The organism is Pelagibius sp. 7325 (genome assembly GCF_037652055.1).
GTDB lineage: Bacteria > Pseudomonadota > Alphaproteobacteria > Kiloniellales > Kiloniellaceae > Pelagibius.
Genome location: NZ_JBBKAH010000002.1, coordinates 465,682 through 491,289, shown reverse-complemented (window position 1 = coordinate 491,289; position 25,608 = coordinate 465,682). Strand labels below are relative to the sequence as shown.

Below are 25,608 nucleotides of genomic sequence, written 5' to 3'. Positions count from 1 at the left end.
CTGCTGCCTGCTTGGCCGATTCCGCCTTTCGTCATAGCCTCCACCCTCCGTGTCGGCAAGCAAGGGACCGATCACCATGCGCAACAGCACGAAACGGCGGTTCGAGACCGCCGGCTGGGTGCTTTTCATCGTCTCGGCGGTCTTCTACATCTGGGCGAGCTGGCGGGCGGGCGACCTGCTGGCACTGACCGGCAGCGTGTTCTTTTTCCTCGCCTGCTTCGTCTTCCTGGTGCCGCTGCACGGCCACCGGGTTCCCGACGATGAGGACCAGGGCGAGGATTGACACCCGGCCTTGACGATCCCGGGAGGCTGCCCTGCCGCCTGCGGCCTTGTCCCTCCCGGGCGGCTGCGGCATGTTGGGCGGCAATTCAGACCTATCCCAGCGCTGCCCGAGGGAAAACAGATCATGAGCGATAAGCAGTACGACCTGGTGGTGATCGGCGGCGGTCCCGGCGGCTACGTGGCGGCGATCCGCGCCGCGCAGCTGGGCATGAAGACCGCCTGCGTGGAGGGCCGCGGCGCCCTGGGCGGCACCTGCCTGAACGTCGGCTGCATTCCCTCCAAGGCGCTGCTGCAGTCCTCCGAGAAGTTCGCCGACGCCTCGAAGCACTTCGCCGAGCACGGCATTCAGGTCGAGGGCCTGAAGCTCGACCTCGCGGCGATGATGAGCCGCAAGGACAAGGTGGTGAAGGGTCTCACGGACGGCATCGAGTTCCTCTTCAAGAAGAACAAGATCGACTACGTGAAGGGCTGGGGCTCGATCCCGGCGGTGGGCAGCGTGAAGGTGAAGCTCGACGACGGCGGCGAAGAGACGCTCTCGGCCAAGAAGATCCTCATCGCCACTGGCTCCGAATCGACGCCGCTGCCGGGTGTCGCGACCGACGAGAAGCAGATCGTCACCTCCACCGGCGCGCTGGCGCTGGACAAGCTGCCGGGCAGCCTGGTGGTGATCGGCGCCGGCGTCATCGGCCTGGAGATGGGATCGGTGTGGTCGCGCCTCGGCGCCGAGGTGACGGTGGTGGAATTCCTCGACCGCATCCTGCCGGGCATGGACGGCGAGATCGGCAAGCAGACCCAGCGGGTGCTCGGCAAGCAGGGCCTCAACTTCAAGCTCGGCACCAAGGTGACGGGCGCCAAGAACGGTAAGGACGGTGTCACCCTGACGCTGGAGCCGGCCAAGGGGGGCGACGTCGAGGAGCTGAAGGCCGACGTGGTGCTGGTGGCCATCGGCCGCCGTCCCTTCACCGAAGGGCTCGGCCTGAAGGAGCTGGGCGTCGCCATGAACAACCGCGGCTTCATCGAGGTCGACGGCAACTTCCAGACCTCGGTCGAGGGCATCTACGCCATCGGCGACTGCATCCCCGGCCCGATGCTGGCCCACAAGGCGGAGGAGGACGGCGTCGTCGCCGCCGAGCGCATGGCGGGCCAGAAGAGCCACGTCGACTACAACCTGGTGCCGGGCGTGGTTTACACCTGGCCCGAGGTCGCCGGCGTCGGCAAGACCGAGGAGCAACTGAAGGAGGCCGGCGTCGACTACAAGGTCGGCAAGTTCCCCTTCATGGCCAACAGCCGCGCGCGCGCCGTGGGCGACACCGACGGCGTGGTGAAGGTGCTGGCCGACAAGCGCACGGACAAGGTGCTAGGCGTGCACATCCTGGGGCCGCTGGCCGGCGATATCCTGGCGGAATGCGTCGCGGTCATGGAGTTCGGCGGCACCGCCGAGGACATCGCGCGTACCTGCCACTCGCATCCCTCGATGGGCGAGTCGGTGAAGGAAGCGGCGATGGCCGCCGACGGCCGCGCCATTCACATCTGATTCAAGGCGGAACCCAAGCGCGGGTCAGCCGGAGGATTTCTTTTTCGGCAGGTCCTTGCGCTTGGTCTCGGCGAAGTCCTCGAGCTGCTGTTCGGTCATCGACTCGTACATTTCCTTCGAGGCACCTTTCAGTTCACTCTTCTTCATCTCGCCGCGCTTGGCGGCCAGCGCGGCGCCGGCCGCTTTCTGCTGCGCTTTCGATGTCGCGGGCATGGCAGTCACTCCTGGTGAGAGGCACTTCTGATAAAGCGGGAGATCAACGCTGAGCGGGCAACGGCGGTTCCGCCGGCCCGGGCCCGGTCGCCAGAGGGATCGCCGCGCAACCCGGAATGCATGGAGCCCCCGCAGGATTAGCGCGTGCGGACGTGGCGGCGCGCGCTATAACCCCCTGTTCAAGAGGGCGGTGATTGGTGCAGGCACTCCGGTGAGTGAGGCGGCTAAAGGTGAAGCGCGGGGCGTAGCGCGCGGCTGGTGGTTGGTGGCGTTGCTCTGCACGACGCAGGTGCTGGGCATGCTGCACAATGCCACCTTTCCGGCGCTGATCCCGGTGTTCCAGCCGCTGTGGGGCCTGAGCGGGACCGAGGCCGGCTGGATCAGCGGCATCTACTACGCCGGCTACGCGGCGGCTGTGCCGCTGCTGGTCACCATCACCGACCGCACCGACGCGCGCGCCATCTACCTCGCTTGCTGCCTGCTCGGCGGCTTGGCCGCGCTCGCCTTCGCTTTCCTGGCCGACGGCTTCTGGAGCGCGATGATCTTCCGGGTGCTGGGCGGCATCAGCCTCGCCGGCACTTACATGGTCGGCCTGAAGCTGCTGACCGATCGCCTCGACGAGCGTCGCCGTGCGCGTGCAGTCGCCATCTACACCGCCTTCTTCGGTATCGGCGCCAGCCTGTCGGTGTTCGTCGCCGGCGAGGTCGAAACGCGCGCGGGCTGGTCCGCCGCCTTCGTCGCCGCCAGTCTCGGCTCCTTCCTCGCCTTCGTGCTGGTCGCGTTCTTCGTGCGCCCCCTCGAACGCAAAACGCAGGCGCCCGGGGACACGCACGTCTTCGACTTCCGCCCGGTGCTGCGCAACGGCCCCGCCATGGCTTACACCCTCGGCTATGCCGCGCACATCTGGGAGCTGTTCGGCTTCCGCGCCTGGCTGGTGGCCTTCCTAGTCTTCGTCTTCGCCCAGCAGCCCCTGCTTCAGGATGGAACCTGGACGCCGACTCAGGTGGCGACCGTCATCCTGCTGCTCGGCATGCCGGCGTCGATCCTCGGCAATGAAATCGCGACCCTCTTCGGGCGGCGGCGCAGCGTCGCGCTGTTCATGATCGCTTCCGGTGCGATCTCGCTGACGCTCGGATTTCTCGCCGCGGCGCCGCTGTGGCTGCTCGGCACGCTGCTGGTGGTATTCGGCTGCGTCGTCATGATGGATTCCGGCGCGCTGACCGCGGGCACAGTGATCGCCGCCACGCCCGATCGCCGCGGCGCCACCATGGCCCTGCATTCGCTGATGGGCTTCGGGACAGGCTTCATCGCGCCGCTCGCCTTCGGCGCGGTGCTCGATCTCGGCGGCGGCAGCGGGTCGAGCCTCGCCTGGGGCCTTGCCTTCGGCCTGCTCGGCCTCGGCGTGCTGACCGGCCCGCTGGTTCTGGCGCTGATGGGACGGCGCAGAGCAAGCTGACGGCCGGCCTAGCTGCGGCGCAACACGTCCTTCAGGACGTCGACGATGATGCGGGTGGCCGTCTCCACCAGCACCACGTCGGTGCCGATGATCTCGTAGTGCTGGCCGTTGCGCGGCGGCAGCTGGCGGTGAAGTCCGTCCGGCAGGGCTTGCTTGGCGATGCCCGGCGGCATGGCGCCGCCGCGCGCCAGCTTCTTGCGGATGCCCGGCGGCAGTTCCTTCACCTTGCCGAGGGAATCCGGATGCTCGCCGAAATAGCGGTGGATGATGCGTCTCTCGTCGTCGCTCAGCACCGCGCCGAGCACCCCGGCGGTGACGCCTTCGATGACCTCCTGGGATGTGATGCCGTCGTTCGGTTTGCCGGGGTTGTTGTTACCTTTGCCCTTTGCCTTGCCGTTGTCAGCGAGAGCCGGCGTGGCGGCGACGAGGCTGAGGGCGAGGATGGCTGCCAGTAGGCGAAGCATGGCGAAAAGTCTCCAAGTCAATACGTTCGACGATCCATAGGTTGGCCTATGAGGCTATACGGTTCGGCCCCGCCATGTGTCCCCGAAATTTGATGGTGGCACTAGGTTCGGATTTTGCGCGCGTAGGTGGTTTTGGCCCGCGGGTGTGCCTTGTCGTAGACGTCCATCAGGCCGGCGACGTCGACCTCGGTGTAGCGCTGGGTGGCGGCGAGCGAGCTGTGGCCGAGCAGTTCCTGGATGGCGCGCAGATCGCCGCCGCCGGCCAGGAGGTGCGTCGCGAAGGAGTGCCTGAGCGCGTGCGGCGTCGCACTCTCGGGCAGACCGAGCAGGAGGCGCAACTGCTGCATGCGCCGCTGCATCTCGCGTGCGCTCAAGGCGCCGCCGCGCTTGGCGCGGAACAGCGGCGTGTCGTCCTGGAAAGCAAAGGGGCAGGCGGCGAGGTAGTCGGCGATGGCGGCGCTCACCACCGGCAGCAGGGGTACCATGCGCTGCTTGTTGCCTTTGCCGGTGACAGTCAGCGAATCCTGCCGTGGTTTCGGCGCCTGGGCGCGTGTCAGGCCGAGGGCCTCGCCGATGCGCAGGCCGCAGCCGTAGAGCAGCAGCAGCACCGCAACGTCGCGCTTGCCGATCCAGTCCTCGTCGCTCAGTTCGGCGACCGTGCCGATGGCGGCTTCGGCTTCGCCGGCGGTGAGCGCCTTGGGCACCGACTTCGGGAGTTTCGGCGTGCGCAGGGTGGCGAGCGCGGCGTTGTCGGCGAGGCCGCGGCGCTTCAGCCAGCGGAAGAAGCCCCGCAGGGTCGAGAGCGCACGCGCAGAAGAAGTCCGCTTCACGCCCTCCGAATTGCGCGCGGCGAGCCAAGCGCGGAAGTCGCCGGTGCTGAGGCGCGCGAGGTCATCGAGCGACGGTGCCTTGCCCAGATGCCCGCTCACGAAGCCGAGGAATTGGACGAGGTCGCGCCGGTAGGCCAGACAGGTATGCGGCGAGGCCCGCTTTTCATCGGCGAGCCAAGCCTGCCAGTCGCGCATCGCGGCGCCGACGTCAGGTGCCGCAGGCAGCAGCGTTTCGGCGTCCGGCGTTCTGGCGTTCAGCCGTCGCCCGGCAGATGCAGCCATGCGCGGAAGGTTTCCTCCAGCACTTGCGACAGGAAGTTCAGCAGTTCCGTGCCTTGGCCGGCGTGGAAGGCACCGGCCTGGCGAGAACCCAGCGCCAGCAGGGCCGGCGGCGCGTTCTTGCCGATGCCGAGGCGGATCAGCGCGTCGGAGCGCACGAGGCCAGCGGCGCCGTCGAAGACCGCCGGATCGCCGGCGATATCATCGCGCAGCAGCATGCTGCCGGCGCGGCCGAGCACCGCGTCGATGGTGCCGGCCTTCAGGCAGTAGACGCCGGCGACCGGTTTCCAGGCCTGGCCGTTCTCCGCCTGCTCGACACCGATGGTGACCACGTCGAGGTCCAGAATCACGGCCAGGTCGGTGGTGATGGTCTCGACGAACTCCTCGAAGCTGTGCGCGCGCAGCAGTGCCAGGATCGCTTCGTGCACGCGCGCCTGAATCGCCAGGTTGCTGCGCCCGGTGGCGACCAAGTCGTCGCGCAGCTGCGTGACGTCGCTCAGCTTGTGACGCAGACGCTCCACCATCGCCTGCTGCAGATCCACCACGCCGTCGCCGCGCGCCCGTGCCGGCGGAGTCAGAACGTCCAGCAAATCGGGTCGTTCGGCCAGGAAATCGGGGTGGCGGCGCAGGTAGGCTTCGACCTGATCGGCGGCAATCGGCTGGGCGAGGGCGCCAAGCGAGGTGCCGCCGCTGCGGGAGTCGCGCGCGGCGGCATCGCCGTTCACCGTGTCGGGACTGTCCTTGGGAATCTCTCGCTCAGGCACTGCGGCGCGTTTCCTTGCCGTCAGCGCCAGCCTTTGCGCTCAGGATGCTCTGGCCGGTCTTAGCCCAGTCGGCGAGGAAAGCCTCCAGGCCCTTGTCGGTCAGCGGATGCTTGTACATGGCCCGCAGCACCGCCGGCGGGAGGGTGGCGACGTCGGCGCCCATCTTGGCGGACTCGATGACGTGGCCGACGTGGCGCACGGAAGCGACCAGCACCTCGGTGGTGAAGTCCGGGTAGGAGTTGTAGATCTCGACGATCTCGGCGATCAGCTGCAGGCCGTCGGCGCCGGTGTCGTCGATGCGCCCGACGAAGGGCGAGATGAAGGCGGCGCCCGCCTTGGCGGCGAGGATTGCCTGCGCGGCGGAGAAGCACAGCGTGACGTTCACCTTGATGCCGTCGTCGCTCAGTGCCTTGCAGGTCTTGAGGCCGTCGACCGTCAGCGGCACTTTCACCGCGATGTTGTCAGCCAGCTTCGCCAGGGTGTGGCCTTCGCGCAGCATGCTCTCGAAGTCGGTCGCGGTGACCTCGGCGCTGACCGGGCCGGGCACCACCTCGCAGATCTCCTTCAGCACTTCAAAGAAGTTGCGGCCGCTCTTGGCGATGAGCGAAGGGTTGGTGGTGATGCCGTCGACCAGGCCGGTTTGGGCGAGGTCACGGATCTCCGCGATGTCGGCGGTGTCGATGAAGAATTTCATGCTGGCAGGGTCGTCCTTCCTGTTTCGTGAGCCCCGTCTCGTGGACCTTGCCCCCGACGGTGTGCAGCGGGCATTTATTCCCGCTTCTCCGTACCGGAGAATCCGGGCCGGAGAATCCGTCGCCGTCGCGGCGTTGGCCCCCACTTCCGGCCTCGTTTAGAGTGTAGCGGATGCCAGACCGCCATGCCAGCACTGCCACCCTGCCGCTCGACCTCGCCCCGCAGGCCGAACCGGCGCGGCGCGTCCAGGTGCTGCTGCCGCTGCCGCTGACCGGGCCTTACGACTACCTGGCGCCGGCGGAGTTGAACCTGGAACCCGGCAGCGTCGTCGTGGTGCCGCTGGCCCGGCGCGAACTGGTCGGCGTCGTCTGGGACACGCCCCTGAATCAGGCGGAAGAAGACGGGGCGGCGGCGCGCAAGACGGTGCCGCTGGAAAAGCTGCGCCCGATCCTGGAGGTCCTGGCCGTGCCGCCGCTGACGGAGGTGGCGCGCCGCTTCCTTGTCTGGGTGGCCGACTATACCCTGGCGGCGCCCGGTGCGGTGCTGCGCATGGCGCTGTCGTCGCCCTCGGCGCTGGAAGAACCCAAGCCGATTACCCTGTATCAACGCTGTGATACGCCCGATTCGGAGTCGCTGCGCCTGACCCCTGCGCGCAAGCGCGTGCTGGCGGAACTGGACGAAGGCCCGGCGCGCAGCCTCGCCGATCTCGCCCAGGCGGCCGGCGTCGGCCCCTCGGTGGTGAAGGGGCTGACCGAGGCCGGCGTCCTGGAAGCCCTCGAGGTGGTGCAGGAGCCGCGCTTCGCCGCGCCCGATCTCGACTGCGCCGGCCCGGTGCTGTCCGGCCAGCAGGCCGCCGCCGCGGAGTCGCTGCGCGGCGCCGTGGACGCCGGGGAGTTCTCCGTCACCCTGCTGGACGGCGTTACCGGCTCCGGCAAGACCGAGGTCTATTTCGAGGCCATCGCCGCGGCCATCGCCGCCGGCCGCCAGGCGCTGGTGCTGCTGCCGGAAATCGCCCTCTCGGCGCAGTGGCTGGAACGCTTCGAACGGCGCTTCGGCGTCGCCCCGGCGCTGTGGCATTCCGATCTCACCTCGGCACAGCGCCGCATGACCTGGCGCGCCATTGCCCACGGCCGCGCTCCGGTCGTGGTCGGCGCCCGTTCGGCGCTCTTCCTGCCCTACCCGGACCTCGGCCTCATCGTGGTCGACGAGGAGCACGAAAGCGCCTTCAAGCAGGAGGACGGCGTCACCTACCACGCCCGCGACATGGCGGTGGTGCGCGCGCAGCTGGGCGGCATTCCGGCCGTGCTGGTCTCGGCGACGCCCTCGCTGGAGAGCCTCAACAACGTGAAGACCGGGCGCTACCGCGCGCTGCACCTGCCCGAGCGCCACGGCGGCGCGGTGCTGCCGGACGTCGGCCTGATCGACCTGCGCCAGGACAAGCCGGAGAAGCTGCAGGGCCTCGGTCCCGGCTGGCTGTCGCCGGCCCTCAGGCAGGCGATCACCGAGACGCTGGCCGCCGGGGAGCAGGTCCTGCTGTTCCTCAACCGCCGCGGCTATGCGCCGCTCACCCTCTGCCGCGCCTGCGGGCACCGCCTGCAGTGCCCCAACTGCACCGCCTGGCTGGTCGAGCACCGCCTGGCCGGCCGCCTGCAGTGCCACCACTGCGGCCATGCGTCGCGGCTGCCCCCGGCCTGCCCCGACTGCGGCGCCGAGGGGACGCTGACCGCCTGCGGCCCGGGCGTCGAGCGCCTGGCCGAGGAGGTGAAGGTGCTCTATCCGCAGGCGCGCCAGGCAATGATGACCAGCGATACCCTGACCGGGCCGGACGCGGCCGCGGAGCTGATGCGGCAAGTGCAGGCGCGCGAGATCGACCTGCTGATCGGCACCCAGATCGTCGCCAAGGGCCACCACTTCCCGCACCTGACGCTGGTCGGCGTGGTGGATGCCGACCTCGGCCTCTACGGCGGAGACCTGCGCGCGGCCGAGCGTACCTACCAACTGCTGCATCAGGTGGCCGGCCGCGCCGGCCGTGCCGAGCATCGCGGCCGGGTGCTGCTGCAGACGGCGGAGCCCGATCACCCGGTGATGCAGGCGCTGGCCGCCCCGGTTGGCAAAGGGGGCGTTCAGGAGGGGGGGCGCGACACCTTCTTCGATGCCGAAGCGGCGGCGCGCGAAGCCGCCGGCCTGCCGCCCTTCGGGCGTTTGGCCGCTCTTATCCTCTCCGGTCCGGACGCGCGTCAGCTCGACGAGGCGGCGCGCGCCTTGGCCCGTCTCGCGCCGCGCGTGGAAGGCGTCACCATCCTGGGCCCGGCGCCGGCGCCGCTGGCGGTGCTGCGCGGCCGTCACCGCCGCCGTTTCCTGGTCAAGGCACCGCGTTCCTTCCGCCTGCAGCCGCTGCTGCGCGCCTGGCTTGGGCAGGCGAAGATGCCAAACGCGGTCCGGCTGCAGGTGGATATCGATCCTTACAGTTTCTTGTGACGGCTGAGCCGCCGTAGTCGGCCGGTTCCGTCCTCGCGGAAGTGATCAAAAAAGCGGCAGAATTGGGGGGCCGATTGCCCCTGCCGGACGCCCCTGCGCGGGAAGGGGGAAGCCTGGCTGTTCGGGGCCGAGAAAGTCCGAAAAAGGCGGGCCGTGGCGCCTTGCAACACCCCAGCACCTATGATACCAAACGCGCGCTCGTGGACGGGGTGCCCCGTTCAGTGCAAGGTCCGGCGTTGCCGATTCAAGGATAACGGACCAGCAGCACGGGCAGGGGTGATCCCAGGCGCAAGCCTGGGGCGTTATCTCCAGGGCGTAAACCCAGGGCGTAAACTAGGACTTCGAGGAACATCGGGCTTGGCTGGTGACAACACGAGCTTGAGCGACCTAGCGGGGCGCTATGCCTCAGCGTTGCTCGATCTGGCCGACGAACAAAAAGCGTTGGACCAGGTCTCCGGCGACCTGCAGACCCTGCGGTCGATGATTGGCGAGAGCGAAGACCTGCGCCGGCTGCTGGGCAGCCCGGTCATCACGCGCGACGAACAGCGCCGCGCGATGACGGCGCTGATGGAAAAGGCGGGTATCGGGCAGCTGACCCAGCGCTTCGTGCTGGTGGTCGCCAACAACCGCCGCCTCTTCGCCCTGCGGGCGATGATCGAAGGCTATCTGGCCGAGCTGGCGCGCCGCCGCGGCGAAATCACCGCCGCGGTGACTTCCGCCCGCTCTCTCTCGGACGCCCAGCAGGCGGCCCTTCTGGATGCGCTGCGCAGCGCTGTCGGCTCCAAGGTGCAGCTCGACCTCAAGGTCGACCCCGCCCTCATCGGCGGTATGATCGTCAAGGTCGGCTCCCGCATGATCGACTCGTCCCTGCGCAGCAAACTGCAACGACTTCAACTCGCCATGAAAGGGGTCGGATGATGGACATCCGCGCCGCGGAAATTTCCGCCATTCTCAAAGACCAGATCGAAAATTTCGGCAACGAGGCGGATGTCGCCGAGGTCGGGCAGGTGCTGTCGGTCGGTGACGGCGTGGCCCGCATCTACGGCCTCGACAACGTGCAGGCCGGCGAGATGGTCGAATTCCCCGGCGGCATCAAGGGCATGGCGCTGAACCTGGAAGTCGACAACGTCGGCGTCGTGATCTTCGGCGAAGACCGCGGCATCAAGGAAGGCGACACGGTCAAGCGGACCGGCGAGATCGTCGACGTGCCGGTCGGCCGCGGGCTCCTGGGCCGCGTGGTCGACGCGCTGGGCAACCCGATCGACGGCAAGGGTCCGATCGAAAGCTCCGAGCGCCGCCGCGTCGAGGTGAAGGCGCCGGGCATCATCCCGCGCAAATCGGTGCACGAGCCGATGCAGACGGGCCTCAAGGCGATCGATGCGCTGATCCCCGTCGGCCGCGGCCAGCGCGAGCTGATCATCGGCGACCGCCAGACCGGCAAGACCGCCATCGCGCTCGACACCATCATCAATCAGAAGAACATCAATCAGGGCGACGACGAGTCGAAGAAGCTGTACTGCATCTACGTCGCCATCGGCCAGAAGCGCTCCAGCGTCGCCAAGTTCGTGAAGATCCTGGAAGATCAGGGCGCGCTGGAATACTCGATCATCGTGGCCGCCACAGCTTCCGAGCCGGCGCCGATGCAGTTCCTGGCGCCCTACACCGGCTGCACCATGGGCGAGTTCTTCCGCGACAGCGGCACCCATGCGGTCATCGTGTACGACGATCTTTCCAAGCAGGCGGTGTCCTACCGCCAGATGTCGCTGCTGCTGCGCCGCCCGCCGGGCCGCGAAGCCTATCCGGGCGACGTGTTCTACCTGCACTCCCGCCTGCTCGAGCGTGCGGCGAAGATGGGCGACGAGGCCGGCAACGGCAGCCTGACCGCCCTGCCGATCATCGAGACGCAGGCCGGCGACGTTTCGGCCTACATTCCGACCAACGTGATTTCGATCACCGACGGCCAGATCTTCCTGGAGACCGGCCTGTTCTATAAGGGCGTCCGCCCGGCGCTGAACGTCGGCCTGTCGGTCAGCCGCGTCGGCTCGGCCGCCCAGATCAAGGCGATGAAGCAGGTGGCCGGCACCATCAAGCTGGAGCTCGCGCAGTTCCGCGAGATGGAGGCCTTCTCGCAGTTCGCCTCCGATCTGGACGCGGCAACCCAGCGCCTGCTGGCGCGCGGTTCGCGCCTGACCGAGCTGCTGAAGCAGGCGCAGTACTCGCCGCTCGCGGTCGAGGAGCAGGTGGCGGTGATCTTCGCCGGCGTGCGCGGCTACCTCGACAAGGTCCCGGTCAACAAGGTGACCGCCTTCGAGGCCCAGCTTCTGGCCAAGCTGCGCGCCGAGGGCTCTGACATCCTGGGGGCGATCCGCAGCGAGCAGGTCATCTCCGACGCGACGGAACAGAAACTGAAGAGCTTCCTCGAATCCTTCGTGAAGACCTTCGCGGCCTGACCCCCGCGGACCTGAAGCGAGCGAACTGAGCAAAGTCGAAGCGGGGCACGGCGGATGCCGAATCTCAAAGACCTCAAGGTGCGGATCGACAGCGTCAAGTCGACGCGAAAGATCACCTCGGCCATGAAGATGGTGGCGGCGGCCAAGCTGCGCCGTGCCCAGGAGCAGGCCGAGGCGTCGCGCCCCTATGCCCAGCGCATGGAGCGTATGCTCGGCTCGCTGGCGGCAGCCGCCGCCGGCCAGGCCGGGGCGCCGAAGCTGCTGGCCGGCACGGGCAGCGACCAGACCCACCTGGTCGTGGTGGCGACGGCCGACCGCGGCCTGTGCGGCGGTTTCAACACCTCGATCGTGCGCGAGGCGCGTCGGTTGATCCGCAGCCTGGTGAGCGACGGCAAGACGGTGAAAATCCTCTGCGTCGGCCGCAAGGGGCGCGACCAGCTGCGCCGCGATTATGCCAGCATGATCATCGAGACGATCGAGGACGTCGCCAGGCCGAAGCTCAGCTTCGACAAGGCCGCGGCCATCGGCGAGCGTATCGTGGCGATGTTCGCGGCCGGCGAGTTCGACGTCTGCACCATGATCTACGCCGAGTTCCGCTCGGCGATCTCGCAGATCGTCACGCCGCAGCAGCTGATCCCCTTCGCGCCCCCGAAGTCCAAGAACGGCGAGGAAGCCGAGAGCGCAGGCACGAACGGGGACCTCAACGGCGCCGTCTACGAATACGAGCCGGGCGAGGAGGAGATCCTCACCGCCCTCTTGCCGACCAACATCTCCATCCAGATCTTCAAGGCTCTGCTGGAGAATGCGGCGAGCGAACACGGTGCGCGCATGACCGCCATGGACAATGCGACGCGCAACGCCGGCGACATGATCAACAACCTGACGCTGATCTACAACCGCACGCGTCAGGCGGCGATCACCGGCGAACTGATCGAGATTATTTCCGCTAAGGAAGCGATGTAACGGTGGAGGGCAGGCGGGTCCCAACGGGCCGGCCGGCACCAAGGAGCAAGAAGATGGCAGCAAACCTCGTTGGCAAGATTACCCAGGTGATGGGCCCGGTGGTGGACGTACAGTTCGCCGGCGACCTGCCGCCGATCCTGAACGCGCTGGAGACCACGAACGGCGACAAGCGCCTGGTTCTCGAAGTGGGCCAGCATCTGGGCGAGAGCGTGGTGCGCACCATCGCCATGGACGCGACCGAAGGCCTGGTCCGCGGCCAGGAGGTGACCGACACCGGCGCGCCGATCACCGTGCCGGTCGGCCCGGAGATGCTGGGCCGCATCATCAACGTCATCGGCGAGCCGATCGACGAGCGTGGCCCGGTCAACACCGCGCAGAAGGCGCCGATCCACCGCGCCGCGCCGGAGTTCGACGAGCAGTCGACCGAAGCTGAGATGCTGGTCACCGGCATCAAGGTCGTCGACCTGCTGGCGCCTTACGCGCGCGGCGGCAAGATCGGCCTGTTCGGCGGTGCCGGCGTGGGCAAGACGGTGCTGATCCAGGAACTGATCAACAACGTCGCCAAGACCCACGGCGGTTACTCGGTCTTCGCCGGCGTCGGCGAGCGGACCCGTGAGGGCAACGACCTCTATCACGAGATGATCGAATCCGGCGTCATCAACCTGGAGGGCGACTCCAAGGTGGCGCTGGTGTTCGGCCAGATGAACGAGCCGCCGGGCGCGCGTGCCCGCGTGGCGCTGACCGGCCTGTCGCAGGCGGAGTACTTCCGCGACGAGGAAGGCCAGGACGTGCTGTTCTTCGTCGACAACATCTTCCGCTTCACCCAGGCGGGCTCCGAGGTCTCGGCGCTGCTGGGCCGCATCCCCTCGGCGGTGGGCTATCAGCCGACGCTGGCCACCGACATGGGCACCTTGCAGGAGCGTATCACCACGACGAAGAAGGGCTCGATCACCTCGGTGCAGGCCATTTACGTGCCGGCCGACGATCTGACCGACCCGGCGCCTGCCACCTCCTTCGCCCACCTCGACGCCACCACGGTGCTGAGCCGCTCGATTGCCGAGCTCGGCATCTACCCGGCGGTCGACCCGCTCGACTCCACCAGCCGAATCCTCGACCCGCAGGTCGTCGGCGAGGAGCACTACCAGGTCGCCCGTGAGGTGCAGCGCATCCTGCAGAGCTACAAGGCGCTGCAGGACATCATCGCCATTCTGGGCATGGACGAGCTGTCCGAAGAGGACAAGCTGACGGTGGCCCGCGCGCGCAAGATCCAGCGCTTCATGTCGCAGCCCTTCGACGTCGCCCAGGTGTTCACCGGCTCGCCGGGCGTGCAGGTGTCCATCGAGGACACCGTGCGCGGCTTCAAGGGCATCTGCGCGGGTGAGTACGACCATCTGCCGGAAGCTGCTTTCTACATGGTCGGGGCGATCGAGCAGGCCGTCGAGAAGGCGCGCAAGCTGGCGGCGGAAGCGGCCTAAGGGCCTCTCCGTCAGGGAACCGATAACGAACGGACGGCGCAAAGATGGCCGAAGGTAAAGTCGCATTCGAACTGGTCTCTCCGGAGCGCCTGCTGCTCTCCGAGGACGTCGACATGGTCGTGGTGCCGGGCGAGGAGGGCGATTTCGGCGTCCTCACCCGCCATGCACCGTTGATCTCGACCCTGCGGCCGGGCGTCATCCAGGTGCACAACGGCGGCACGGTCACCGAGCGCATCTTCGTCGCCGGCGGCTTTGCCGAGGTAACCCCGGCGCGCTGCACCGTGCTGGCCGAGGAGGCTCTGCCGGTCGGCGAGATCAATCGCGCGGCCACCGAGCAGCGCCTCGCCGATGCCAAGGACGACTTGCTGGACGCCAAGGATGCCGCCGGCAAGGCCGTGGCCGAGCGCCAGATCAAGGTCGCCGAGGAGATGCTGAAGGCGGCCGGCTGAGCCGGATTCGCCTCCCCTTGTCATTCCGGATTTACGACTTTCCGGCCTGGAACCTTCCGGGCCGGAAAGTCGTTGTGGTTCAGGGGCTTTACGCCCGGGACGTCGGAAGCCGTTGATTCGGCAAGGCCTTCTCGATAGGCTTGCGGTTTCGCAAAACCGTCATAGAAGCGGTTTTCGGGGGTTGCCCGCAGTGTTGACGACGACCAAGTGGAAGACGACCAATTCGACGTTAGCCGTTTGATGGGGCGTTTGCGATGACTGGTGGTTCCTGGACCTTAGACGACATTCCCTGGGACAAGTTCGATCCCTCCAAGGTCGATCCCGAGCTGGTGAAGATCGTCAAAGCCGCCAGCATGGTCGAGTACAACGGCGGCGACTACGCGGCCTACCTCTGCAATGTGTTCAGCGACGATGCCGGCTTCCAGGGGGCCGCGCACGCCTGGGCCAAGGAAGAGGTGCAACACGGCGCCGCCCTGGCGCGCTGGGCCAAGCTGGCGGATGCCACCTTCGACTTCGATGAAAGTTTCGGGCGCTTCCGCGACGGCTACAAGATCTCTGTCGAAGCCAGCGACTCGATCCGCGGCTCGCGCTCCGGCGAACTGGTGGCGCGCTGCATCGTCGAAGTCGGCACTTCGTCCTACTACGCCTCCATCGCCGCCACGACGCAAGAGCCCGTGCTGCGTGAGATCTGCCGCAACATCGCCGCCGACGAACTGCGCCACTACAAGCTGTTCTACAGCCACCTGCGCCGCTACCTGGACCACGAAGGTATCGGCAAGTGGAAGCGCCTCGGCGTTGCGCTGAGCCGCATTGGCGAGAGCGAGGACGACGAGCTCGCCTACGCCTTCTATGCCGCCAACGAAAACCGGGAAACGCCCTACGACCGCAAGACCTATGGCCGCGCCTATATGAAGCGGGCCTTCGCCTGCTATCGCGAGCCGCAGGTCAAACGCGCGGTGGCAATGATCTTCAAGGCTGCCGGCCTCAATCCCCAGGGCCGCACCGCCGATATCGCGGCACGCGCGGCCTATGGCTTCATCCGCCTGCGCGGCCGCATGCTGAAAGCGGCCTGAGCTAGCCTCTGCCGAGCAGCATCCTGAATTCCTCGACCACGGCGCGGTAGGTGTCGCGCTTGAAGGGAATCACCAGGGCCGGCACATCCTCCAATTCGACCCAGCGCCAGGCGTCGAACTCCGGGTGCGCGGTGGCGAGGTCGATGTCGCTGTCCTGCCCCAGGAAGCGCAGCGCGAACCAGCGCTGCTTCTGGCCCCGGTATTTGCCTTTCCACACCTTGCCGACCAGGTGGTCCGGCAGATCGTAGCGCAGCCACTGGCGGCTCTCGGCGATGATCTCCGCCTTGTCGGTGCCGATCTCTTCTGCCATCTCGCGCAGCACCGCCTGCTCGGGCGTTTCGCCCTTGTCGATGCCGCCCTGCGGCATCTGCCAGATATTGTCACCTTCCTTGGCGGTGTCGATGCGCCGTCCGACGAAGACCTTGTCCGCAGCGTTCAGCAGCAGCATGCCGACGCAGGCCCGGTAGGGCAGCCTGGCGATCTCTTCGGGTTTCGGCATGGCGCTCAGGGTGCCTTCTGCAGGTCGGCGACGGCGCTGATCGGCGCGATGACGAGACCGCGCGTGCCGAGCTCGGTGGCCCACTCGGCGAGACGGTCCAGGGTCACGGGATAGGGCTGCGCCATGGCAACGGCATAGCCGTCGGTCAGCGCGATGCGCTCGACCTGCGCAAGGCGCGCGTCGATGGCAACGCGGCTGGCCTGGCGCTCGTCGACCGAGCGGTTATTGATCGCGCTCGGCAGGCCGATTTCGTCGGCCAGTTCCGGCACCAGGGAATGCTCGCTGGTGCGGCGGTCGAGGAAGATCAGGCCGCGGTCCTTCACCGCCTGCAGCACCGGCTCGATGGCGGTGCGCGAGGCGGTGAAGCGCGAGCCCATGGCGCCGGCGACGCCGACATAGGCGCTGCCGCGGCTCAGCACCCAGTCCAGGCGGTCGAGATTCTCCTCCGCGCTGAGCGTCGTCAGCAGGCCCTGCGGCCCGGGATCCTCGTTGGGGAAGGTGGCCGGTTCCATCGGCAGGTCCAGCATCACCTCATGGCCGCGCGCGCGGGCCAGCGCGATCCAGCGCTCCAGGTTGCGGGCGTAGGGGCTGAACGACAGCGTGACTGCCGGCGGCAGCTGATTGATCGCCGCTTCCGTCGCGCTGTCGGAAAGTCCAAGGCCGCTCAGCACCACGGCGATGCGCGGCCGCGTATCGTCCATGTTGAAGGGCTGGCGGTAGCGTTCCCAGTAGAGCAGCTGCTCAGGCGCCGGCGGCACGGCCGGGATATTGACCATCTGCTCCTCCGCCGGGGCTTGCGGCGCCTCGGCGGCCGGCGTCTCGGGCGTGGGGGCGGCCGCTTCCGGGGTGGCGGGTGCTCCGCTTGCCGGCCGGTCAGGTTCGGCCGGGGGCGGAGGAATTGCCGCCGTCTGTTCTTGTGCCGCCTGTTCCGCAGGCGCTGGCGCCTGTAGCGGGGCGGTGTCGCCGGCATCGGCTTCAGGCGCTTCAGCCGTTTCGTCGGCCGCTTTGCCGGCGGTTTCAGGAGTGGGTTCCGGGGCGGTTTCCGGGGGCGTATCTGACGGTATCTCGGGGATCGCCCCCGCGTCGGGTGTCTCCGCCGGCTGCGCGGAGGCATCGCCCCCGGTGGCTGCCGCCGCGTCGCCCGGCTGGCCGGGATCGGCCGTCGGCGGCGCCGCCGGCAGCGGGACGGCTTCACTGGTTTCTGCTTCTCCCCCCTCGGCGTCTTCGGTGTCCGCCGTTAGCGTCTCTTCCGCCGGCTCCGGGGGCAGGAGGGTGACGGTGACCGGTTCGCCGCGGGGCGGCGGCGGGGCCTGCAGCAGGGCAAGACCCACCGTTGCCGCCATGATGGCGATCACGGCGAGCCACGCCGTGGCCAGGACACCCCAATTTCCGAGAAAGCGCTTCAAGGCCGCCCGTAGCTCAGGGCGTGCGCCGCGCACCCCTGCAAGGCATGCGCTCGGCGCAGGCTTGCAGGGGGGATCGACGACGGATCGTCATGAACAGCTACCGGCCCTCTTTGCGGCGCGACTCCGCGCCGGTCGTATCGAGTCTGAGCCCTTCTTTTAGTTCACGACCCGCTGATTATAAAGAGCCAGGCCGCGCAGCAGGTCAATCGCCCGGGCAAGCTGGTAGTCCTGCTCGGCCGCCTCGGAGAGATTGTGCGCCTCACCCTCCGGCGTCGTGCCTTCGTCGATGCCGTTCTGCTCGTTGGGATTGGCCAGGGCGCCGGGCAAGTCCGCTTCGCGGCGACCGGGACGCGCCGCCGCGGCCTGCTCCACGGTGGCCTGCTCGACCAGGATGTCGGGATCGATGCCGAGTGCCTGGATGGAGCGGCCCGAGGGCGTGAAGTACCGCGCCGTGGTCAGCCGCATGGCACCGCTGAGGCCGAGCGGGATGATGGTCTGGACGGAGCCCTTACCGAACGACTTGGTGCCCATGATGATGGCGCGGCGGTGGTCCTGCAGGGCGCCGGCGACGATCTCCGAGGCCGAGGCCGAGCCGCCGTTGATCAGCACGATGACCGGCAGCCCGTCGGCAAGGTCGCCGGGCGTGGCGTTGAAGCGCTGTGCGTCGTCCGTCTGGCGTCCGCGGGTGGAGACGATCTCACCCTGGTCGATGAAGGCGTCGGAGACATCGACCGCCTGGTCGAGCAGGCCGCCCGGGTTGTTGCGCAGGTCGACGACATAGCCGCGCAGCTGGTCGCCGACTTCCGCCTTGATCTCCTGCATCGCCTTCTCCAGGCCCGGCATGGTCTGCTGGTTGAAGGTGGTGATGCGGACATAACCGACGTTGTCCTCCACCCGGTTGCGCACCGACTGGATCTTGATGACGTCGCGCGTGATGGTGAGATCGAAGGGCTCTTCGTTCTCGCGCCGGATGGTCACCGTCAGGTCGGTGTTCACTGGGCCGCGCATCTTTTCGACCGCCTCGTTGAGCGAGAGGCCGAGGATCGGTTCACCGTCCAGGTGGGTGATGTAGTCGCCCGGCTTCACGCCGGCCTTGGCGGCGGGCGTCTCGTCGATCGGCGAAACCACCTTGATGAAGCCGTTCTCCATGGTGACCTCGATGCCGAGACCGCCGAACTCGCCTTTGGTCTGCACCCGCATGTCACCGAAAGAATCGGCATTCAGATAGCTGGAGTGCGGATCGAGCGTGGAGAGCATGCCCTGGATGGCGTACTCGATCAGCTGCTGGTCGCTGACTTCCTCGACGTAGTCGGCGCGCACGCGCTCGAACACCTCGCTGAACAGCTTGAGCTGCCGATAGGTATCGGAAGCGTTCTCCTGGGCAGGCGAAAGCTGCGGCAGGGCAATAAGAAGGGCGGCAGCACTGGCCGTGATCAGATATTTGCGCATTAACCTCGCACCTTGTCGTCCGTTGTAGCCAACCAGGGGAGCGGATTGATGGCCTGCCCTGTGCGGCGGAGTTCAAAATAAAGCTCCGGGTTGCCGCCGGTGGGATCTCCCATCCGCGCGACTGGCTCACCGGCCAGTACCCACTGCCCGACCACGGCGTCGATCCGATCGAAACCGGCCAATATCGTATGATATCGCCCGCCGTGGTCTATGATCAAGATTAGCCCATAGCCGCGGAACGGCCCGGCATAGGCGATCTTGCCGTCGAAGGGTGCCACCACCTGCGCGCCGGCCCTGGCGCTGATGGAGATTCCCTTGTCTGTGGCGCCCGCAGCCACGCTTTCCTGGCCGTAAAGCCGCACCACCCGGCCGCGCACCGGCATGGTCAGGCTGGCCTCAATCTCCGGAAAGGGGCGCAGCGAGTCCGGCGGCACCAGGCGGGCAACTTGCTCGTTCTGCTGTTCAACTTGGCGTGACAGCTGCTGCCGCGCCTGTTCCTGCGCCTGCGCTTGGGCATCCGCCTCCGCTTTTGCCTGGGCCTGGGCCTGAGCCTGTGCCTGAGCCTGAGCCTGAGCCTTTGCTTGAGCCTCGGCCGCGCGCGCGGCCTCCTGGCGCGCCTTTTCCCGGCGGGCGGCCTCGGCCCGCGCCTCGGCCTCCAAGCGCTCGGTCAGCTCGCGCAGGTCGCGCGCTTCCCCGGCCAGCTTGGCGATGCGCGCCTCGGCGTCCCGGCGCTCGGCGTCGGTGCTCTGCTGCAGTTGGTCCTTGCGCGCCAAAAGGGCGGCGAGCCGGTCGCGCTCGATCCCCAGCGAAGCGGTTGCGGCGGCGAGGTCGTTACGCTCCAGGGCGATACGGGTGCGCAGCACGGCGAGGTCGCCCAGCTCGGCGCGCAGCTTCGCGGCCTTGGTTTCCAGGGCCGGCACCGCGACCTGCAGCAGCAGGGCGGCGCGCGCGGAATCGACAGGATCCTCGCTGCGCGCCAGGGCCGCTTCCGGCGGCTGCAGGGCCAGACGCTGCAGGGCGCCCAGGGTACGGCCCAACTGGTCGCGGCGCTTTTCCAGCGCGGCGGCCTTGTCGGCTTCCTCGGCGGTCAGCGCAGCCAGGGTCCGCTCGGCGGCGGTCATCTCGCTCTCCAGGTCCTGAGCGCGTTTGGCGGCGGCAATAGACTTGGCGCGCAGATCCTCGATCTCCCGGGCCAGTGCCGCGGCGGCGGCCTTCAATTCCTCGGCGCGCGCGCGGTCGGCGGCCAGTTCCTGCTCAAGCTTCTGCAGGTCGGCCTGCTGTCCCGCTTGCTGACCTACTTCTTGCCCGGGAGCCGGCCCGGCAAACACCACCACTGCCAACAAGCAGAACCCACCGGCGAGCCGCCGGGCCTGGCTGCGGAGCTGGCGGTTGCGGGTCAAATCTATTCCGCGGCCGCCTCGCCGCGCGCGGCTGCCGGCTGCAGCAGGCTGTGGCCGGTCATTGCCTTGGGCCTCGGCAGCCCCATGAGGTCCAGCACCGTCGGCGCGATATCGGCCAGCCGCCCGTCGCGCAGGCGCGTGACACGGTCCGGGCCGTTGACCAGCAGCAGCGGCACCTTGTTCATGGTGTGCGCGGTGTGGGCCTGGCCAGTCGCCTTGTCGGTCATCTGCTCGGCATTGCCGTGGTCGGCGGTCAGCAGGATGCAGCCGCCGACCTTCTCCACCGCCTCGGCCAGGCGGCCGACGCAGGCATCGACGGTCTCGACCGCCTTGATGGCGGCGACCAGATCGCCGGTGTGGCCGACCATGTCGCCGTTGGCGTAGTTCACCACGACGAGATCGAAGCTGCCGCCTTCGATGGCGGCGACCAGCCGGTCGGTCACCTCCGGCGCCGACATCTCCGGCTTCAGGTCATAGGTGGCGACGTCGGGCGAGGGCACCAGGATGCGCTCCTCGCCGTCGAAGACGTCCTCGCGGCCGCCGTTGAAGAAAAATGTGACGTGGGCGTACTTTTCGGTCTCGGCAATCCGCAGCTGGCGCTTGCCGGCTTCTGACACCACCTCGCCAAGGGTTTCGTAGAGATCCTCCGGCGGGTAGAGGGCGCTCAGGAAGCGGTTGAGCTCATTGGAATATTCGACCATGCCGACGGCGCAGCAGAAGGCCGGGCGCGGCGTCGCCTCGAAGCCGTCGAAGGCCGGATCGAGCAGCGCGGTGAGGATTTCGCGCGCGCGGTCGGCGCGGAAGTTGGCCATGAAGAGGCCGTCGCCATCCTGCATACCGGCGTAGCCGCCGATCACCGTCGGCAGCACGAATTCGTCGTTGGTGCCGGCGGCGTAGCTCTGCTCGACGGCCTGCAAGGCATCGGCGGCCCGCTCGCCCTCGGCGGCGGTGAGTGCCTTGTAGGCCTTCTCGACGCGTGCCCAGCGCTTGTCGCGGTCCATTGCGTAGTAGCGCCCGGAGACCGTGGCGATGGTGGCCTTCGGCGCCTTCTGTTGAAAGCGCTTCAGGTAGTCGAGGGCACTGCGCGGCGGCGTGTCGCGGCCGTCCAGGAAGGCGTGCACGGCGACCGGCACGCCGGCCTCGGCCAGCACCTCGGCGAGGTGTGCGATCTGGTCCTGGTGCGAATGCACGCCGCCGGGCGACAGCAGCCCCATGACGTGAGCGGTGCCGCCGGACTTTTTCAGCGCCGCGACGGCGTCGGTCAGCAGCGGGTTCTGTGCAAAGCTGCCGTCGGCGATGGCGGCGTCGATGCGCGGCAGGTCCTGCATCACCACCCGGCCGGCGCCCAGATTCATGTGGCCGACCTCGGAGTTGCCCATCTGCCCGACCGGTAGGCCGACCTCGCCCTCGGAGGCGTCGATCAGGGCGTGCGGCATGTCGGCGAAGAGGCGGTCGAGGTTCGGCTTGCGGCCCTCGCAGATCGCGTTGTTCTCACAGCTCTCGCGGTGGCCCCAGCCATCCAGGATGCAGAGAATCACGGGGCGGGGCGGCGATTTCTTGATCATGGCGCTACTCTAACTCGAAAAACCCGTTCAATCTCAAGCCTGCTCAGTCCCCAGCCTGCTCAGTCCCGGTGATAGGGGTGCCCGGCCAGGATGCTCTCGGCGCGGAACAGCTGTTCGGCCAGAAGGCCTCGTACCAACATATGGGGCCAGGTCAGGCGGCCCAAGGAGAGAATGAGGTCGGCCGCCTCGCGCACCTCATTTGACAGACCGTCGGCGCCGCCGATGACGAAGGCCAGATCCTGGGTCCCTTCGTCCTGCCAGACGCCGAGGCGTTCGGCAAAATCGCGGCTGGTCATTTCGCGGCCGCCCTCGTCGAGCGCGACCACTCTGGCGCCTTTCGGCAGCGCCGCCAGGATCAGCGCGCCTTCCTGCTGTTTCAGCGCCTCGGGCGGCAGGCTGCGCTTTTCCTCCACTTCCTTCAGAACGATGCGCCGGCGCAGCCGCGCGGCGTAAAGCTCATAGAGTTCCTGGGCGGGGCCGGCCTTCATTCGGCCGACGGCCACCAGCGTCACTCGCATGCGTCCACCTGCGCTTCCCTGCCCCTCGCACGCGAGGGCGGCAACGCCCTGGCGGCTCTTCAGATCCTCAGAGCCGGCCTCAGGCGGAAGTCGCGCCCCGTTGCGTGTCTCCGGCCGTCTCCCCGGCCGTTCGCCCGGTCGTCTCTGGGCCGAGTGGCACCAGGTTCACGCCCCACATCTTCTCCAGATTGTAGAACGCGCGCACTTCCGGTCGGAAGAGATGGACGATGACGTCACCGGCGTCGACCAGCACCCAGTCGCAGCGCTCCATGCCCTCGGCCGAAACGCCGTCGCAACCCTCGGCCTTGAGGGTTTCGCGCAGGTGGTCGGCCATGGCACCGACCTGCCGGACCGAACGGCCGGAGGCGATCACCATGAAGTCTGCGATGCTGGATTTGTCGGCGAGCTCGATGACGACGATGTCGTCAGCCTTGTCGTCTTCCAGGGACGACTGGATAACGGATAGCAGGCGCCGGCTCTCGGCGAGGACGTCCTGCTCAGCGGCCCGGCGGGCCTTGGTCTCCTGCAGTATGACCCTAAGTCTCCTGTCTGTTGTTGCCATGGGCCTGACGCCTGCCGGCGGCACCCCCAAAAGCCTAGCGGGGGACCGGCTGACGGGCCCTGATCTCGGTCGCTGACTGGGGGTTCAAACGGCAACGGATGAATGCCCAAGCCGGCGGCTGTGCCTCGGCCAGACGCCGCACCGAACGGTCATCCAGCCGGTGCCGGGCAAAGGCGCGCGCTGCCTTGCCTGACAACGCTCTTAAAGAATAGGAGGGCCGGTCAAAAACCGCAACGGGTAGGCGATTAAAGATTTGTGGCCAGTCCTGCCACTGATCAACTTGAATCAAGTTATCCGCCCCCATGAGCCAGACGAAGCGGACCCGCGGCAGCAAGTGGGTCAGTGCCCTCAGGGTGTCGGCGGTGTAGGTGCTGCCCAGCCGGGCCTCCAGGCCGGTCACCAGGATGCGCCGGTCGCCGGCGACCTGGCGCGCGGCGGCAATGCGCTGGGCCTGGGGCGCCATGTCGTCGGCCGGCTTCAGGGGGTTCTGCGGCGAGACCAGCCACCACACCCGGTCGAGGCCGAGGCGCTTCAGCGCCTCCCCGGAGATCTCGCGGTGGCCGTCGTGGGCCGGGTTGAAGGAGCCGCCCAGCAGGCCGATGCGCGCGCCCGGCGGCGGCAGGTGACCGTCCAGTGCCGCGCTCAAAGCGGCGGGGGTCAGGCTGGGCAGCGGCGCGCTCATGGGTTTTCGACGGCAGGTTTCATGGCGGGGAGGATGAGAAACCAGCCACGCCCCGGAAACAAGGCCTAAGAATCAAGGCCTAAACCGCCGATTCTCGCGGCAGTCGACGCTCTTGCACGGCGTGGCAGGCGACCACGGCGCCGCCACTTTCGGGGGACGGCAGCATGACCGGCGGTTCGACGCGGCAGCGCTCGTTGGCATAGGGGCAGCGCGGGTTGAAGGTGCAGCCGTCGGGCGGATTCAGTGGCGAGGGCAACTCGCCGGTCAGCTTGATGCGCTGGCGCTTCTGCGCCGGGTCGGCCTTGGGGGTCGCCGACAAGAGGGCCCGGGTATAGGGGTGCTGCGGATTGGCGAAGACGGCGTCGCGCGGCCCCTGTTCCACCGGATGGCCGAGGTACATCACGATCACGTCGTCGGCGATGTGGCGCACCACTGAGAGGTCGTGGGAGATGAAGAGATAGGCGAGGTCGAATTCCTGCTGCAGGTCGGCCAGCAGGTTCAGCACCTGCGCCTGGATCGACACGTCGAGGGCGGAGACCGGCTCGTCCAGCACCACGATGTCCGGGTTCAGCATCAGCGCGCGGGCGATGGCGATGCGCTGGCGCTGGCCGCCGGAGAACATGTGCGGATAGCGCTCGTAGTGCTCGGGGCGCAGGCCGACCCTGGCCATCATGGCCTCCGCCGCCCGGCGCCGCTCGGCCGCGGACAGCTTCCTGTTGATGACCAGCGGTTCCTCCAGGATGGTGCCGATCTTCTGGCGCGGATTCAGCGAACCGTAGGGGTCCTGGAACACGATCTGCACCGACTGGCGCAGCTTGCGCTGGGTTTCGCCCGTGGCCTGGGTGACGTCGACGCCGTTGAGGGTCAGGGTGCCGGCGGTCGGCCGCTCGATCAGCGTCACCATGCGGGCCAGGGTCGACTTGCCGCAGCCCGATTCGCCGACCACCGCCAGGGTCTTGCCGGCGGCCAGCGTGAAGCTGGCGCCGTCGACCGCCTTCAGGACGCGGCTGGCGGAGAACAGGCCGCCGCCGACGTGGTAGTGCCGCTTGAGGTCATCGGCCGCCAGCACCTGGCGCCCCTTGGCGCGCACTTCTGCCTGGGCGCTCATGCCGGCTCTCCAACCCTGCGTCCGTGGGGCTCCGGGTGCCCTTGCGGCACGCCCTGCCGCAAGGCGTAGTGGCAGCGCACACCGGGCAGCGGCGGGCCGTCGAGGGCCGGCTCCTCGCGGCGGCAATGCTCGGTGGCGAAGCCGCAGCGCGGATTGAACAGGCAGCCCGAGGGCCGGTCGAACTGGCCGGGCACCACGCCGGGGATCGACGGCAGGCGCTTGGAGGTCGCGCGCTCCGGCAGGGCGGCCAGCAGCGCGGCGGTATAGGGGTGGTGCGGGTCGGCAAAAAGGCCCGCGACCGACTGCTTCTCGACCTGCTGGCCGGCGTACTGGACGACGACGCGCTCGGCGGTTTCAGCCACCACGCCCATGTCGTGGGTGATCAGCACCAGGGCCATGTCGCGTTCCTGCTGCAGCTCGACCAGCAGTTCCAGGATCTGCGCCTGGATGGTGACGTCCAGCGCCGTGGTCGGCTCGTCGGCGATCAGCAGGCGCGGGTTGCAGGCAATCGCGATGGCGATCATCACGCGCTGGTTCATGCCGCCGGACATCTGGTGCGGGAAGGCGGAGAGCCGGGTATCGGGCGCCGGGATGCCGACCAGATCGAGCAGTTCGATGGCGCGGCGGCGGTGCTCGCTGCGCGAGCCGCCGAGGTGGGTCTTCAGGGATTCGGTGATCTGGAAGCCGACGGTGAAGCAGGGGTTCAGCGAGGTCATCGGCTCCTGGAAGATCATCGCCATGTCCTTGCCGATGATCTTGCGGCGTTCGCGGGGCGGCATGGCCAGCAGGTCACGGCCGTCGAAGGCCAGGCGGTCCGCGGTCACCTTGGCGGTCCACGGCAGCAGGCCCATCAGCGCCAGCATGGAGACCGACTTGCCCGAGCCCGACTCGCCGACGATGGCGACCAGGTCGCCTTCGTCGACGTCCAGCTCGACGCCGTCGACGGCGCGGAACAGGCCGTGGGCGGTCTGGAAGTCGACCGAGAGGTTGCGGATCTCGAGCAGGCTCATGGTGCG

Annotated in this window: 25 protein-coding genes; 10 read left to right on the top strand and 15 right to left on the bottom strand. The window is 68.1% G+C overall.

Annotation, left to right across the window (positions count from 1 at the left end):
- Positions 1–76 precede the first annotated feature (76 nt).
- Both WDC82_RS04335 and lpdA read left to right on the top strand, forming a co-directional pair.
- Entirely contained in the window at positions 77–283 is a 207-nt protein-coding gene (locus WDC82_RS04335; RefSeq protein ID WP_340116027.1) for a hypothetical protein, read from the top strand.
- 123 nt (positions 284–406) lie between these two features.
- A complete protein-coding gene (gene lpdA, locus WDC82_RS04330) occupies positions 407–1,816 on the top strand; it encodes a dihydrolipoyl dehydrogenase (protein ID WP_340116026.1) in 1,410 nt (469 codons plus the stop codon).
- Positions 1,817–1,840: 24 nt separating this feature from the next.
- Here the strand turns inward: lpdA and WDC82_RS04325 are convergent, their stop codons facing one another.
- The gene (locus WDC82_RS04325) at positions 1,841–2,029 is read right to left on the bottom strand and encodes a DUF3008 family protein (protein WP_340116025.1); all 189 of its coding nucleotides are present in this window, start codon (positions 2,027–2,029) and stop codon (positions 1,841–1,843) included.
- Positions 2,030–2,240: 211 nt separating this feature from the next.
- On the opposite strand from WDC82_RS04325, the gene WDC82_RS04320 reads away from it, so the two are divergent.
- Positions 2,241–3,485, top strand: coding sequence for an MFS transporter (locus tag WDC82_RS04320; RefSeq protein WP_340116024.1), 1,245 nt, complete (start codon positions 2,241–2,243; stop codon positions 3,483–3,485).
- 8 nt (positions 3,486–3,493) lie between these two features.
- On the opposite strand, the gene WDC82_RS04315 is transcribed toward WDC82_RS04320, so the two are convergent.
- The 4 genes from WDC82_RS04315 to fsa form a co-directional block, all read right to left on the bottom strand.
- Positions 3,494–3,949, bottom strand: coding sequence for an anti-virulence regulator CigR family protein (locus WDC82_RS04315; RefSeq protein ID WP_340116023.1), 456 nt, complete (start codon positions 3,947–3,949; stop codon positions 3,494–3,496).
- Positions 3,950–4,050: 101 nt separating this feature from the next.
- Positions 4,051–5,061, bottom strand: coding sequence for a tyrosine recombinase XerC (locus tag WDC82_RS04310; protein ID WP_340116022.1), 1,011 nt, complete (start codon positions 5,059–5,061; stop codon positions 4,051–4,053).
- Complete coding sequence (locus tag WDC82_RS04305) at positions 5,034–5,822, bottom strand: DUF484 family protein (RefSeq protein ID WP_340116021.1); 789 nt, start codon at positions 5,820–5,822, stop codon at positions 5,034–5,036. The genes WDC82_RS04310 and WDC82_RS04305 overlap by 28 nt, the downstream gene beginning before the upstream one ends.
- Complete coding sequence (gene fsa, locus WDC82_RS04300; protein ID WP_340116020.1) at positions 5,815–6,516, bottom strand: fructose-6-phosphate aldolase; 702 nt, start codon at positions 6,514–6,516, stop codon at positions 5,815–5,817. Before fsa ends, WDC82_RS04305 begins: the two co-directional genes overlap by 8 nt.
- A gap of 170 nt (positions 6,517–6,686) precedes the next feature.
- On the opposite strand from fsa, the gene WDC82_RS04295 reads away from it, so the two are divergent.
- The 7 genes from WDC82_RS04295 (at position 6,687) to WDC82_RS04265 (ending at position 15,403) form a co-directional block, all read left to right on the top strand.
- Positions 6,687–8,993, top strand: coding sequence for a primosomal protein N' (locus WDC82_RS04295; protein WP_340116019.1), 2,307 nt, complete (start codon positions 6,687–6,689; stop codon positions 8,991–8,993).
- A gap of 357 nt (positions 8,994–9,350) precedes the next feature.
- Complete coding sequence (locus tag WDC82_RS04290; protein ID WP_340116018.1) at positions 9,351–9,911, top strand: F0F1 ATP synthase subunit delta; 561 nt, start codon at positions 9,351–9,353, stop codon at positions 9,909–9,911.
- Positions 9,911–11,443, top strand: coding sequence for a F0F1 ATP synthase subunit alpha (atpA, locus tag WDC82_RS04285; protein ID WP_340116953.1), 1,533 nt, complete (start codon positions 9,911–9,913; stop codon positions 11,441–11,443). Before WDC82_RS04290 ends, atpA begins: the two co-directional genes overlap by 1 nt.
- A gap of 54 nt (positions 11,444–11,497) precedes the next feature.
- Positions 11,498–12,406, top strand: coding sequence for a F0F1 ATP synthase subunit gamma (locus WDC82_RS04280; RefSeq protein ID WP_340116017.1), 909 nt, complete (start codon positions 11,498–11,500; stop codon positions 12,404–12,406).
- 53 nt (positions 12,407–12,459) lie between these two features.
- Positions 12,460–13,881 carry a F0F1 ATP synthase subunit beta gene (atpD, locus tag WDC82_RS04275; RefSeq protein ID WP_340116016.1) on the top strand — a complete coding sequence of 474 codons (1,422 nt, stop codon included), beginning with the start codon at positions 12,460–12,462 and terminating at the stop codon, positions 13,879–13,881.
- 44 nt (positions 13,882–13,925) lie between these two features.
- Positions 13,926–14,330, top strand: a complete 405-nt coding sequence (locus WDC82_RS04270) for a F0F1 ATP synthase subunit epsilon (protein WP_340116015.1) — start codon at positions 13,926–13,928, stop codon at positions 14,328–14,330.
- Positions 14,331–14,584: 254 nt separating this feature from the next.
- Positions 14,585–15,403, top strand: coding sequence for a ferritin-like domain-containing protein (locus tag WDC82_RS04265; protein ID WP_340116014.1), 819 nt, complete (start codon positions 14,585–14,587; stop codon positions 15,401–15,403).
- 1 nt (position 15,404) lies between these two features.
- Here WDC82_RS04265 and WDC82_RS04260 read toward each other — a convergent pair whose 3' ends face one another.
- From WDC82_RS04260 to WDC82_RS04215, 10 genes are all read right to left on the bottom strand, one after another.
- The gene (locus tag WDC82_RS04260) at positions 15,405–15,902 is read right to left on the bottom strand and encodes an RNA pyrophosphohydrolase (RefSeq protein ID WP_340116013.1); all 498 of its coding nucleotides are present in this window, start codon (positions 15,900–15,902) and stop codon (positions 15,405–15,407) included.
- Positions 15,903–15,907: 5 nt separating this feature from the next.
- Positions 15,908–17,308 carry a divergent polysaccharide deacetylase family protein gene (locus tag WDC82_RS04255; RefSeq protein ID WP_340116012.1) on the bottom strand — a complete coding sequence of 467 codons (1,401 nt, stop codon included), beginning with the start codon at positions 17,306–17,308 and terminating at the stop codon, positions 15,908–15,910.
- Between the two features lie 156 nt (positions 17,309–17,464).
- Positions 17,465–18,757 carry a S41 family peptidase gene (locus WDC82_RS04250; RefSeq protein WP_340116011.1) on the bottom strand — a complete coding sequence of 431 codons (1,293 nt, stop codon included), beginning with the start codon at positions 18,755–18,757 and terminating at the stop codon, positions 17,465–17,467.
- Positions 18,757–20,157, bottom strand: a complete 1,401-nt coding sequence (locus WDC82_RS04245; RefSeq protein WP_340116010.1) for a peptidoglycan DD-metalloendopeptidase family protein — start codon at positions 20,155–20,157, stop codon at positions 18,757–18,759. The genes WDC82_RS04250 and WDC82_RS04245 overlap by 1 nt, the downstream gene beginning before the upstream one ends.
- Before the next feature lie 2 nt (positions 20,158–20,159).
- Positions 20,160–21,722, bottom strand: a complete 1,563-nt coding sequence (gene gpmI, locus WDC82_RS04240; protein ID WP_340116009.1) for a 2,3-bisphosphoglycerate-independent phosphoglycerate mutase — start codon at positions 21,720–21,722, stop codon at positions 20,160–20,162.
- 59 nt (positions 21,723–21,781) lie between these two features.
- Positions 21,782–22,240 (bottom strand): 23S rRNA (pseudouridine(1915)-N(3))-methyltransferase RlmH, encoded by a 459-nt coding sequence (gene rlmH, locus WDC82_RS04235; RefSeq protein WP_340116008.1) that lies wholly within the window; start codon positions 22,238–22,240, stop codon positions 21,782–21,784.
- A gap of 79 nt (positions 22,241–22,319) precedes the next feature.
- Positions 22,320–22,802, bottom strand: coding sequence for a ribosome silencing factor (gene rsfS / locus WDC82_RS04230; protein WP_340116007.1), 483 nt, complete (start codon positions 22,800–22,802; stop codon positions 22,320–22,322).
- Positions 22,803–22,836: 34 nt separating this feature from the next.
- Positions 22,837–23,484 carry a nicotinate-nucleotide adenylyltransferase gene (locus WDC82_RS04225; RefSeq protein WP_340116006.1) on the bottom strand — a complete coding sequence of 216 codons (648 nt, stop codon included), beginning with the start codon at positions 23,482–23,484 and terminating at the stop codon, positions 22,837–22,839.
- Positions 23,485–23,563: 79 nt separating this feature from the next.
- Positions 23,564–24,592: a dipeptide ABC transporter ATP-binding protein gene (locus WDC82_RS04220; protein WP_340116005.1), complete on the bottom strand. Its 1,029-nt coding sequence runs from the start codon at positions 24,590–24,592 to the stop codon at positions 23,564–23,566.
- Positions 24,589–25,602 (bottom strand): oligopeptide/dipeptide ABC transporter ATP-binding protein, encoded by a 1,014-nt coding sequence (locus WDC82_RS04215; RefSeq protein ID WP_340116004.1) that lies wholly within the window; start codon positions 25,600–25,602, stop codon positions 24,589–24,591. The genes WDC82_RS04220 and WDC82_RS04215 overlap by 4 nt, the downstream gene beginning before the upstream one ends.
- Positions 25,603–25,608: the final 6 nt, after the last annotated feature.

Excerpts from the sequence above, each read along its gene's own strand:
- WDC82_RS04335 (WP_340116027.1), top strand. The coding sequence starts at position 77 with ATGCGCAACAGCACGAAACGGCGGTTCGAGACCGCCGGCTGGGTGCTT.
- lpdA (WP_340116026.1), top strand. The coding sequence starts at position 407 with ATGAGCGATAAGCAGTACGACCTGGTGGTGATCGGCGGCGGTCCCGGC.
- WDC82_RS04325 (WP_340116025.1), bottom strand. The coding sequence starts at position 2,029 with ATGCCCGCGACATCGAAAGCGCAGCAGAAAGCGGCCGGCGCCGCGCTG.
- WDC82_RS04315 (WP_340116023.1), bottom strand. The coding sequence starts at position 3,949 with ATGCTTCGCCTACTGGCAGCCATCCTCGCCCTCAGCCTCGTCGCCGCC.
- WDC82_RS04310 (WP_340116022.1), bottom strand. The coding sequence starts at position 5,061 with ATGGCTGCATCTGCCGGGCGACGGCTGAACGCCAGAACGCCGGACGCC.
- fsa (WP_340116020.1), bottom strand. The coding sequence starts at position 6,516 with ATGAAATTCTTCATCGACACCGCCGACATCGCGGAGATCCGTGACCTC.
- WDC82_RS04295 (WP_340116019.1), top strand. The coding sequence starts at position 6,687 with ATGCCAGACCGCCATGCCAGCACTGCCACCCTGCCGCTCGACCTCGCC.
- atpA (WP_340116953.1), top strand. The coding sequence starts at position 9,911 with ATGGACATCCGCGCCGCGGAAATTTCCGCCATTCTCAAAGACCAGATC.
- WDC82_RS04280 (WP_340116017.1), top strand. The coding sequence starts at position 11,498 with ATGCCGAATCTCAAAGACCTCAAGGTGCGGATCGACAGCGTCAAGTCG.
- atpD (WP_340116016.1), top strand. The coding sequence starts at position 12,460 with ATGGCAGCAAACCTCGTTGGCAAGATTACCCAGGTGATGGGCCCGGTG.
- WDC82_RS04270 (WP_340116015.1), top strand. The coding sequence starts at position 13,926 with ATGGCCGAAGGTAAAGTCGCATTCGAACTGGTCTCTCCGGAGCGCCTG.
- WDC82_RS04265 (WP_340116014.1), top strand. The coding sequence starts at position 14,585 with ATGACTGGTGGTTCCTGGACCTTAGACGACATTCCCTGGGACAAGTTC.
- WDC82_RS04260 (WP_340116013.1), bottom strand. The coding sequence starts at position 15,902 with ATGCCGAAACCCGAAGAGATCGCCAGGCTGCCCTACCGGGCCTGCGTC.
- WDC82_RS04250 (WP_340116011.1), bottom strand. The coding sequence starts at position 18,757 with ATGCGCAAATATCTGATCACGGCCAGTGCTGCCGCCCTTCTTATTGCC.
- gpmI (WP_340116009.1), bottom strand. The coding sequence starts at position 21,722 with ATGATCAAGAAATCGCCGCCCCGCCCCGTGATTCTCTGCATCCTGGAT.
- rlmH (WP_340116008.1), bottom strand. The coding sequence starts at position 22,240 with ATGCGAGTGACGCTGGTGGCCGTCGGCCGAATGAAGGCCGGCCCCGCC.
- rsfS (WP_340116007.1), bottom strand. The coding sequence starts at position 22,802 with ATGGCAACAACAGACAGGAGACTTAGGGTCATACTGCAGGAGACCAAG.
- WDC82_RS04225 (WP_340116006.1), bottom strand. The coding sequence starts at position 23,484 with ATGAGCGCGCCGCTGCCCAGCCTGACCCCCGCCGCTTTGAGCGCGGCA.
- WDC82_RS04220 (WP_340116005.1), bottom strand. The coding sequence starts at position 24,592 with ATGAGCGCCCAGGCAGAAGTGCGCGCCAAGGGGCGCCAGGTGCTGGCG.
- WDC82_RS04215 (WP_340116004.1), bottom strand. The coding sequence starts at position 25,602 with ATGAGCCTGCTCGAGATCCGCAACCTCTCGGTCGACTTCCAGACCGCC.